The organism is Massilia sp. CCM 8734 (genome assembly GCF_011682155.1).
In the GTDB taxonomy this organism is placed as follows: Bacteria; Pseudomonadota; Gammaproteobacteria; order Burkholderiales; family Burkholderiaceae_D; genus Telluria_A; species Telluria_A rubra.
This window is the reverse complement of record NZ_WHJI01000225.1, coordinates 1-350: the sequence shown is the minus strand read 5'-3', so window position 1 is coordinate 350 and position 350 is coordinate 1. Positions and strand designations below refer to the sequence as shown.

Here is a 350-nt window from a genome sequence, read left to right as displayed (position 1 = left end):
TCATGGTGTGGGCGTTTTGATGTTGTCTTCAGAACCAATATCATGCCAGAAATGGGCGCCCACGCCCCTCCATCATGCCGAGTCCGGCGATCAAATTCACACACGTGACCAGTTTTGCAAGTGCCTCGCTATTGCCGACCTGAACCGCTGCGAATACTGTCTGGCCGCCCGCACCATGCTGGGATGCAAGGCCGGCGCCAGTGCGCAAGAGATGAGCGCGGCCCAGGCTAGCAGCCTGTCGGACTTGGGGAGTCGAAGCGAAAAAATAGCTGGGCGAGGCCAGATTTTGACGATTTCGCAGTGCCAATAGCGAGCTATTGGCCGAGAAAGCGGCGAAATATGGACCGTCC

At 57.4% G+C, this 350-nt stretch carries 1 pseudogene; it reads left to right on the top strand.

What is annotated here, in order from left to right:
- Positions 1-124: 124 nt before the first annotated feature.
- Positions 125-226: pseudogene (locus F2P46_RS38145) on the top strand (carboxymuconolactone decarboxylase); the annotation flags it as partial.
- Between the last annotated feature and the right edge of the window lie 124 nt (positions 227-350).